This window comes from Candidatus Streptomyces philanthi, assembly GCF_059553635.1.
On sequence record NZ_JCANQV010000240.1, the window covers coordinates 1 to 9,234 of the forward strand.

General features: G+C 71.7%; 9 protein-coding genes. All 9 read right to left on the reverse strand.

Going from position 1 to position 9,234, the window contains the following annotated elements:
- Window positions 1–58: 58 nt before the first annotated feature.
- Window positions 59–529, reverse strand: a complete 471-nt coding sequence (locus AC51EU_RS22915) for a Dps family protein (RefSeq protein WP_496268923.1) — start codon at window positions 527–529, stop codon at window positions 59–61.
- 181 nt (window positions 530–710) lie between these two features.
- Window positions 711–1,094, reverse strand: a complete 384-nt coding sequence (locus AC51EU_RS22920; RefSeq protein ID WP_496268924.1) for a helix-turn-helix domain-containing protein — start codon at window positions 1,092–1,094, stop codon at window positions 711–713.
- Window positions 1,095–1,188: 94 nt separating this feature from the next.
- Window positions 1,189–1,728: a CinA family protein gene (locus tag AC51EU_RS22925; RefSeq protein ID WP_496268925.1), complete on the reverse strand. Its 540-nt coding sequence runs from the start codon at window positions 1,726–1,728 to the stop codon at window positions 1,189–1,191.
- Window positions 1,725–2,366, reverse strand: a complete 642-nt coding sequence (pgsA, locus tag AC51EU_RS22930; RefSeq protein ID WP_496268926.1) for a CDP-diacylglycerol--glycerol-3-phosphate 3-phosphatidyltransferase — start codon at window positions 2,364–2,366, stop codon at window positions 1,725–1,727. Before pgsA ends, AC51EU_RS22925 begins: the two co-directional genes overlap by 4 nt.
- Window positions 2,363–3,844, reverse strand: a complete 1,482-nt coding sequence (gene rimO, locus AC51EU_RS22935) for a 30S ribosomal protein S12 methylthiotransferase RimO (RefSeq protein WP_496268927.1) — start codon at window positions 3,842–3,844, stop codon at window positions 2,363–2,365. The genes pgsA and rimO overlap by 4 nt, the downstream gene beginning before the upstream one ends.
- A 105-nt stretch (window positions 3,845–3,949) precedes the next feature.
- Window positions 3,950–4,756, reverse strand: coding sequence for a helix-turn-helix domain-containing protein (locus AC51EU_RS22940; RefSeq protein ID WP_496268928.1), 807 nt, complete (start codon window positions 4,754–4,756; stop codon window positions 3,950–3,952).
- Between the two features lie 289 nt (window positions 4,757–5,045).
- Window positions 5,046–7,781, reverse strand: coding sequence for a DNA translocase FtsK (locus AC51EU_RS22945; protein WP_496268929.1), 2,736 nt, complete (start codon window positions 7,779–7,781; stop codon window positions 5,046–5,048).
- A 92-nt stretch (window positions 7,782–7,873) separates the two neighbouring features.
- A complete protein-coding gene (locus tag AC51EU_RS22950) occupies window positions 7,874–8,533 on the reverse strand; it encodes a response regulator (RefSeq protein WP_496268930.1) in 660 nt (219 codons plus the stop codon).
- Window positions 8,534–8,804: 271 nt separating this feature from the next.
- Window positions 8,805–9,234: response regulator (locus AC51EU_RS22955; RefSeq protein ID WP_496268931.1), on the reverse strand; the 430-nt coding region annotated here is incomplete at its 5' end.

Sequence of the window (9,234 nt, forward strand, 5' to 3'; positions counted from 1 at the left end):
ACGCGGCGTACGCGCCCCGGGGACACCGCGGCTCACGGCGCGGGCCGCCGGCCGCCGCTCAATGCGCCTCGGCCTGGAACATCCAGTGGTGTTTCTCCAGGTCGGCGGTGAGGCCGATGAGGAGGTCCTGGGAGACCGGGTCCGGGTCCGCGGTGGCGGTGATGCGCTCGCGCATCCGGCGGATGACCGCGCCCAGGGCGTCGACCAGTGTGGTCACCGCGTCGACGTCCTTGATCCAGCCGTCCGCGACCTCACCGATGCCGCTGGTCTTGGCGACGGTCCCGGAGCGTCCGTCGGGCGGCACGCCGATCGCCGAGGCCCGTTCGGCGACGGTGTCGGTGTGCTGGCGCGCGATGGCGACGACCTCGTCCAGCTGAAGGTGGACGGAGCGGAAACGCGGTCCGACGACGTTCCAGTGGACCTGTTTGGCGACGAGGGAGAGGTCCACCAGGTCGACGAGGGCTCCCTGGAGGGCGTGCCCCACGGTCCGGCGGTCGGCGTCGGAGAGCGTGCTCTTGACCACTGTCATCCGGGTGCTCCTGTTCGCGAGGGGACGTCGGGCGGCGGCCGTATACGGTCGCGATCTCCAGAATGTCAAGGAATTGCCCGTTTCGCCCCTCGGATGGCGCAGAAAGCTCACCGTGCGGCGGTACACAGCACCGGGCCCCGGACGGCGGGTGCCGGCCGGGGCCCGGTGCGGGTCGGATGTGTCAGGCGGCGACGGCGTCCACGACGTCGGTCGGTGCCTTGATGGTCACGCGGTCCTCGGGGACGCCCGTCAGGGAGGTGACGGACATGCCGTTGAAGGCGGTCCGCACCGGTGCGGGGACCGGGTCGGTCGCGGCCGCGGACTGTGCCAGTTCGGCGAGCGCCAGCTCGTCGCTGACCTCACGCATCAGCTCGGACATGCGGACGTCCAGCGCGTCGCAGATCGACGAGAGGAGTTCGGAGGACGCTTCCTTCTGCCCCCTCTCGACCTCGGACAAATAGCCGAGCGACACCCGGGCGGAGGAAGAAACCTCGCGCAGGGTTCGGCCCTGGCGCTGACGCTGACGGCGCAGCACGTCACCCAGCAGGCGACGAAGCAGAATCATCGCTGGCTCCCTCCTCGGACCTCGGACGCGGATCCTTCTCGCCCCACCGTACCGCCTCGACCCCTGGCCGCGCCGGGTGCGACCACGTGTTCACTCAGGGCTGCAAACATCCATTCCCCCCGGGTTGTTCCGTATCCTGTGCCCGCGCATTTTCCGAGAGTTCGTGGGAAAGCAGGCCGAGCACAGCCTTGACAGTGCCGCGGCGGATCGCCGCGCGATCCCCCTCCAGCAGCAGGCGCCGCACCGTACCGACGCCGTCCGGGCCGCTGACCGCGATGTAGACGGTGCCCACCGGCTGCCCGTCCTGCGGGTCGGGGCCCGCCACTCCCGTGGTCGCGACGCCCCAGTCCGCGTCCAGCGCCCGCCGTACGCCCGCCGCCATCTGGCGGGCGACCTCGCCGTCCACCGCCCCGCGGGCCGCCAGCAGCCGCCCGTCGACGCCGAGGACGGAGTGCTTGACGTCGGTGGCGTAGGCGGTCACCGAGCCCCGCAGTACCCGGGAGGCGCCGGGAACGCCGGTCAGTTCCGCACAGACCAGGCCCCCGGTCAGCGATTCGGCCACGGCCAGGCTCTGGCCGCGCCCGGCGAGCTGCGTCAGCGCCGTCGCCGCCGCACCGCCCGCCGGCCCGTTCACCGGACCGCGTCCCGTCCGGCGCGTTCCCGGGCCAGCCCGGCGCGGCGCAGCACGATCGCCTGGCGGACGTAGTCGAGCCCCGTCAGCACGGTGAGGATCACGGCGAGGGCCATCACCCAGGCCCGGAAGGTGGCCAGCGGGCCGGAGAGCACCAGGACGTACATGCCGGCCGCGGTGCCCTGCGCCAATGTCTTGATCTTGCCGCCCCGGCTGGCCGGAATCACTCCGTGCTTGATCACCCAGAACCGCATCAGCGTGATCCCCAGCTCGCGGAAGAGGATCACGCCGGTCACCCACCACGGCAGATCGCCCAGGACGGAGAGGCAGATCAGCGCCGCGCCCATGATCGCCTTGTCGGCTATGGGGTCGGCGATCTTCCCGAAGTCGGTGACGAGGTTGTAGGTGCGGGCGAGATGACCGTCGAAGACGTCGGTGATCATGGCGACGGCGAAGGCGGCCCAGGCGAACGCGCGCCAGGCCGGGTCCCTGCCGTCGTCGTGCATCAGCAGCATCACGAACGCCGGGACCAGCACCAGCCGCAGCATCGTCAGGACGTTGGCGACGTTCCACAGCCCGGCCTGCCGGACGGCCGTCGCCGGACGCGGCCGGCCCGCCGCGGATGCCGGGACTCCCGTCATCTGCCCGCCTCCTCGTCGCCGGCCGTCCCCCGGGCCGACACCACCTCGGCCACCAGGTCCACGCCCTCGCTCGCCACGACCTTCGCTTCGACCATACGTCCGACCTCCGGCGCGTGGTCGGCCGACAACAGCGTCACACCGTCGGTCTCCGGCGCCTGGTGCGCGGCCCGGCCGACGACGCCGTCCTCCTCGTCGACCCGGTCGACGAGGACGCGCAGGGTCTCCCCGACGCGTTCCTCGGCGCGCTGCGCGGTCAGCTCCTCGGCGAGGCGGGAGACCCGGGCGAGCCGTTCGGCGACCTCCTCCGGGTCGATCTTGCCGGTGTAGGACGCGGCCTCGGTGCCGTCCTCGTCCGAGTACCCGAAGACGCCGACGGCGTCCAGACGGGCCTCGGTCAGAAAGCGTTCCAGCTCGGCGACGTCCTGTTCGGTCTCCCCGGGGAAGCCGACGATGAAGTTGGAGCGGGCGCCGGCCTGCGGTGCCCGGGAGCGGATCTGCTCCAGCAGTTCGAGGAAGCGGTCGGTGTCACCGAAGCGCCGCATCGCCCGCAGCACGCCGGGCGCCGAGTGCTGGAAGGACAGGTCGAAGTAGGGCGCGACCTTGTCGGTTCCGGTCAGCACATCGATCAGGCCCGGTCGCATCTCGGCGGGCTGGAGGTAGCTGACCCGGACGCGCTCGATGCCGTCCACCGCGGCCAGCTCCGGCAGCAGCGTCTCCAGCAGCCGGATGTCGCCGAGGTCCTTGCCGTAGGAGGTGTTGTTCTCGGAGACCAGCATGATCTCCTTGACGCCCTGCTCGGCCAGCCAGCGGGTCTCGCCCAGGACGTCGGAGGGGCGGCGGGAGATGAACGAGCCGCGGAAGGACGGGATGGCGCAGAACGAGCAGCGCCGGTCGCAGCCGGAGGCGAGCTTCACCGACGCCACGGGGCTGCTGCCCAGCCGGCGGCGCAGCGGCGCCCGCGGGCCGGAGGCGGGCGCCACGCCCTCGGGCAGGTCCTCGGGCGGGGTGTCCTGCGCGTGGCCGGGCAGCGCGACCTCCGCCCGCTGGCGCTCGGCGGGGCTGATCGGCAGCAGCTTGCGCCGGTCGCGGGGGGTGTGCGAGGCGTGGATGCCGCCGCCGAGGATGGTGCTCAGGCGGTCGGAGATGTCGGCGTAGTCGTCGAAGCCGAGGACGCCGTCGGCCTCCGGCAGCGCCTCGGCGAGTTCCTTGCCGTAGCGCTCGGCCATGCAGCCGACGGCGACGACGGCCTGGGTGCGGCCATGGTCCTTGAGATCGTTGGCCTCAAGGAGGGCGTCGACGGAGTCCTTCTTGGCGGCCTCGACGAAGCCGCAGGTGTTGACGACGGCGACATCGGCTTCGGCGGCGTCCTCGACGAGGTCCCAGCCGTCCGCTGCCAGGCGTCCTGCGAGCTCCTCCGAGTCCACCTCGTTACGGGCGCAGCCGAGAGTGACAAGGGCGACGGTACGGCGTTCGGGCATGGGGCTCAGCCTACTTCGTCCCGGGTGCGCCCATGGCGCGCAGGTCCGCCACCGCCGCACCCGGGGCGTTCCGGGCGGGCGGTGGTGCGGTCGCCCCGGGGGTCGTCAGCCCGCCTGCGGGTCCCCGGGCGTGTAGCTCAGCCGTTCGACGGAGCCCTTGCCGCCGACCTCCTTGACCTCCTTGCCGTTGACGTACAGCTGCACGGCGCCGGCGTTGCCGAGGACCAGGTCGATGCGCTTCTCGTCGGTGATGGTCTTGGCCTCGCCCTGCCGCAGCAGGCCGTCCTCCAGGAGCCTGCCGTTGGCGTCCTTCGCGGAGATCCAGCTCTGCCCGTCGCGCGCGATGACCTTGATCGTCACCTTGTCCTTGGGCAGCCCGGCGATGGCGCTGTCGGAGGGCTCGGGGCGGGGGCTGTGCGACGAGGGCTTGGTGTCGGGGGTGTGCGGGGCGTGCTTCTCGGGGTTGGTGTCGCCGCCGGCGACGGGGAGGCCACCGCCCTTGTGGTCCCCGTTGAAGAGGGTGAAGCCGGCGAAGCCGACGACGGCGACGATCGCCGCGACCATGGCCGCGGTCCAGTTGGGGCGGCGCCGCTCGGGACGGATGCGTTCGGCCTCGAAGAGCGGGGCGGGCGCGGTCGGCACGGGACGGCCGCCGTGCTCGTCGTCGTACCGCGCGATCAGTGGTTCCGGGTCGAGGCCGACGGCGCGGGCCAGCGAACGGATGTGCCCCCGTGCGTAGACGTCTCCGCCGCAGCGCGAGAAGTCGTCCTGTTCGATCGCGAGCACAAGGGGGACGCGCACCCGTGTCGTCGTACTGACCTCTTCGACGGTCAGCCGTGCTTCGATACGGGCCTGCCGGAGGGCTTGACCGACGGAAGGCCGGTCGTCTGCGGGGGATTTGCCGATGGACACGGGGGCGCCTTTCGAGCGTGAGCCACCTGCTGGAGGTTCAGTCTAGGGGTGTTCCGAAACGGTCGGGCAAGCGGGCGGACGGGGTTCGTACGCCGTTCGTACGCCATCGCCACGCCCACGGACGGGGCAGACATCGAAGATGTTGCCGCATCGTTCCCTCACTTCCCCCAACTTGACGTATCGGCAGAAGAAACGGTTGCGTCCCACCCCGGTGGCGTACCCCGGAAATCCGTGCTACGGAACACGAGCCCGGTCGGCGGGGATGTTCCCTGGGGTGTGACGACAGACCCTAGCCACTCCCCTCCCCCCGGATCACCGCGAGCACCGCGTCCAGCTCGTCCGGCTTGACCAGCACGTCGCGCGCCTTGGAGCCCTCGCTGGGCCCGACGATGTTGCGCGACTCCATCAGGTCCATCAGCCGCCCGGCCTTGGCGAAACCGACGCGCAGCTTGCGCTGGAGCATCGACGTCGACCCGAACTGGGTGGAGACGACCAGCTCGGCGGCCTGGCACAGCAGGTCGAGGTCGTCGCCGATGTCCTCGTCGATCTCCTTCTTCTTCGACGAGCCGACCGTGACGTCGTCCCGGAACACCGGCGCCATCTGGTCCTTGCAGTGCTGGACGATCGCCGAGACCTCGCCCTCGGTGACGAACGCGCCCTGCATGCGGACCGGCTTGTTGGCGCCCATCGGCAGGAACAGCCCGTCGCCCTTGCCGATCAGCTTCTCGGCGCCGGGCTGGTCGAGGATGACCCGGCTGTCGGCGAGCGAGGACGTCGCGAACGCGAGCCGGGAGGGCACATTGGCCTTGATCAGACCGGTGACGACGTCGACGGACGGGCGCTGGGTGGCGAGCACGAGGTGGATGCCGGCCGCGCGGGCCAGCTGGGTGATGCGGACGATCGCGTCCTCCACGTCGCGCGGCGCCACCATCATCAGGTCCGCCAGCTCGTCGACGATCACCAGCAGATACGGGTACGGGGCCAGCTCCCGTTCGCTGCCCTCGGGCGGGGTGACCTTGCCGGCCCGCACCGCCTCGTTGAAGTCGTCGATGTGCCGGAAGCCGTAGGCGGCGAGGTCGTCGTAGCGCAGGTCCATCTCGCGCACCACCCACTGGAGGGCCTCGGCGGCGCGCTTGGGGTTGGTGATGATCGGTGTGATCAGGTGCGGGATGCCCTCGTAGGCCGTCAGCTCGACGCGCTTGGGGTCGACCAGCACCATCCGCACGTCCTCCGGGGTGGCGCGCACCATCAGGGAGGTGATCAGGCAGTTGATGCAGGACGACTTGCCGGAGCCGGTGGCGCCGGCCACCAGGACGTGCGGCATCTTGGCGAGGTTCGCCATGACGTAGCCGCCCTCGACGTCCTTGCCCAGCGCGACCAGCATCGGGTGGTCGTCGCCCGCCGCGTCGGCCAGCCGCAGCACGTCGCCGAGGTTGACCATCTCGCGGTCGGAGTTGGGGATCTCGATGCCGACGGCGGACTTGCCGGGGATCGGGCTGATGATCCGCACGTCGGGGCTGGCCACGGCGTAGGCGATGTTCTTGGCCAGCGCGGTGATCTTCTCGACCTTGACGGCCGGGCCCAGCTCGACCTCGTAGCGGGTGACCGTCGGGCCGCGGGTGAAGCCGGTGACCGCCGCGTCGACCTTGAACTCCGAGAAGACCGTGGTCAGCGCGTTCACTATGGCGTCGTTGGCGGCGCTGCGGGTCTTGCCGGGGCCACCGCGGGCGAGCAGGTCCAGGGACGGCAGGGAGTAGGTGATGTCACCGGCGAGCTGGAGCTGCTCGGCACGCGCCGGCAGGTCGGTGGGCGGCTCCGGCGGGGCCTTGGTGAAGTCCGGCACCGACGACGCGCCGTCCGCCCGCGCCTCACGGGCCGGCGGCACCGGCACGCTCTCCGCGGCCGCGGCGGGCTTGCGCCGCTCCCCGGAGATGCTGCTGCTGAGGTCCGCGACCAGCGGCGAGGGCTGCACACCGTGCAGTACCGCGCCGTCCAGCGCGGCGGCGGCCGCGGCCGCCACATCCACCGCGTCCATCGGCCGTGCCACCGCGGGTTCCGCCTCCCCGGCGGGCTCCTTCCGCCGGCGCCGCTTGGCGGGCGGCGCCTCCTCCGCGCCGTCCGCGTCCTGGTCGGTGGCGCGCCGGGAGCGGCGTCCGGGCTGCTCGCGCCACTCCTCGGCGAAGGCGTCCTCGTCGTACGGGCCGGGCTCCGCGGCCTCCAGCACGCCCAGCCGGGTGCCCAGGGCCCGCAGCCGCTGCGGGATGGCGTTGACCGGGGTCGCGGTGACCACCAGCAGCCCGAAGACCGTCAGCAGGACCAGCAGCGCGACCGCCAGGGTCTGCCCGACGGTGAAGATCAGCGGCATGGACACGGCCCAGCCGACATAGCCCCCGGCGTCCCGGATGGCGGCGATGCCCTGGTCGCGGCCCGGCGCGCCGCAGGCCACCGCGACCTGCCCGAGGACGCCCATGACGAGCGCGGACAGGCCGATGATGATCCGCCCGTTGGCCTCCGGCCGTTCGGGGTGGCGGATCAGCCGGACGGCGATCCCGCCGAGCAGCAGCGGGACGACCAGGTCCAGCCTGCCGAACGCGCCGGTCACCAGCAGTTCGACGAGATCGCCGACCGGGCCGTTGAGACGGGACCAGGTGCCGGCCGCGACGATCAGCGCGAGGCCGAGCAGCAGCAGCGCCAGGCCGTCCTTGCGGTGCGCGGGGTCGAGGTTCTTGGCGCCGCGGCCCATGCCGCGGAAGACCGCGCCGACGGCGTGCGCGAGACCGAGCCAGAACGCCCGGAGCAGGCGGAAGAGACCGCCGGTCGGGGACGGCGCCGGGCGGGGCGCGGCCTTCTTCGCCGGTTTCCGGGCCGGGGCCGTGCGGGCGGCCGCCGGCTTCCTGGCGGGCGGCTTCCCCGCGGCCGCCTTCTTCGGGGCGGCCTTTCTCGGGGTGCTCCGGGCCTGTCCGGCGCGCTGCTTCGAGGGGCCCGCTGTGCTCCGGGTTCCCTTGCCGGACGTACGTGAAGCCATGGTGACGAGATTACAGGCGTGGCCGGAGATGACACGAGCGCACGACGCTTCACCCGAACGTGTCGTGCGCCCGTGACATGAAAGGGCGTCAGTCAGCCGACGATACGGCCCGAACCGGGCTCCAGCGCGTCCAGCGCCCGCCGCAGCCCGGTCAGTTTGCGCTCCAGATGTGCCGCGGTGGCCACCGCCGCGGCGTCCGCCGATTCGTTCAGCTGTTTGGACAGTGCCTCGGCCTGCTCCTCGACGGCGGCCAGCCGCGCCGAGAGCTCGGCGAGCAGCCCGGCGGACTCCCGCGCCTCCTCCGCTCCCGGACGCCCGCCCTCCAGCTGGTTCCTGAGCAGCGAGGCCTGCTCGCGCAGCTGGCAGTTCTTCTTGTACAGATCGACGAAGACCGACACCTTCGCCCGCAGCACCCACGGATCGAACGGCTTGGAGATGTAGTCCACCGCGCCCGCCGCGTAGCCGCGGAAGGTGTGGTGCGGTCCGTGGTTGATGGCGGTGAGGAAAATGATCGGGATGTCGCGGGTACGCTCGCGCCGCTTGATGTGCGCGGCGGTCTCGAACCCGTCCATCCCCGGCATCTGCACATCGAGCAGGATCACCGCGAAGTCATCCGTGAGCAGCGCTTTGAGTGCTTCCTCCCCGGACGATGCCCGCACCAGCGTCTGATCGAGCGCGGAGAGGATCGCCTCCAGCGCCAGCAGATTCTCCGGCCGGTCATCGACCAGGAGGATCTTGGCCTTCTGCACCATGGCCCGACCTCCTCGCCCCGGCATGGGGCCTCCCCTGTCCGAAGGACCTGGGGAAGAACCGGACGCCGCCCCAGAGGCCGGCTCCGTCATGCCGCCCGTCCTTGTGCCGGTCATGGTAACTGCACCCCGCTCGTCGCCACACCCTGTCACCGCGATGTCACTGCGCACACAGCGGGAACGCGGCAGGGGACCGGATGGTTCCCCGCCGCCGCACGCCCGCGCCGCCGCGGCGGTACGCGGTGGATCTTTCCTCTCCGTACCGGACGCCCCGTCACCCCGTGCGCATCCACTGCCGCATGACCGACAGCAGATGGTCGGTGTCCACCGGCTTGGTGACGTAGTCCGAGGCGCCGGACTCGATGCTCTTCTCCCGGTCGCCCTTCATCGCCTTCGCGGTGAGCGCGATGATCGGCAGCCCGGCGAACTGCGGCATCCGGCGGATCGCGGCCGTCGTCGCGTAACCGTCCATCTCCGGCATCATGATGTCCATCAGCACCAGGACGATGTCGTCGTGCTGCTCCAGGACCTCGATGCCCTCCCGGCCGTTCTCCGCGTACAGCACCGACAGCCCGTACTGCTCCAGGACGCTGGTGAGCGCGAACACATTGCGGATGTCGTCGTCGACGATCAGCACCTTCTCGCCGTGGAACCCGGCGCCGGGGCCCGTTCCCGACGGCTCGTGGCCGCCCGCGGCCCGGGGC

What these genes read in the sequence shown, in the direction of transcription:
- AC51EU_RS22945 (WP_496268929.1), bottom strand. Translation starts at nt 7,781, where the DNA reads ATGGCTTCACGTACGTCCGGCAAGGGAACCCGGAGCACAGCGGGCCCC.
- AC51EU_RS22915 (WP_496268923.1), bottom strand. Translation starts at nt 529, where the DNA reads ATGACAGTGGTCAAGAGCACGCTCTCCGACGCCGACCGCCGGACCGTG.
- rimO (WP_496268927.1), bottom strand. Translation starts at nt 3,844, where the DNA reads ATGCCCGAACGCCGTACCGTCGCCCTTGTCACTCTCGGCTGCGCCCGT.
- pgsA (WP_496268926.1), bottom strand. Translation starts at nt 2,366, where the DNA reads ATGACGGGAGTCCCGGCATCCGCGGCGGGCCGGCCGCGTCCGGCGACG.
- AC51EU_RS22950 (WP_496268930.1), bottom strand. Translation starts at nt 8,533, where the DNA reads ATGGTGCAGAAGGCCAAGATCCTCCTGGTCGATGACCGGCCGGAGAAT.
- AC51EU_RS22920 (WP_496268924.1), bottom strand. Translation starts at nt 1,094, where the DNA reads ATGATTCTGCTTCGTCGCCTGCTGGGTGACGTGCTGCGCCGTCAGCGT.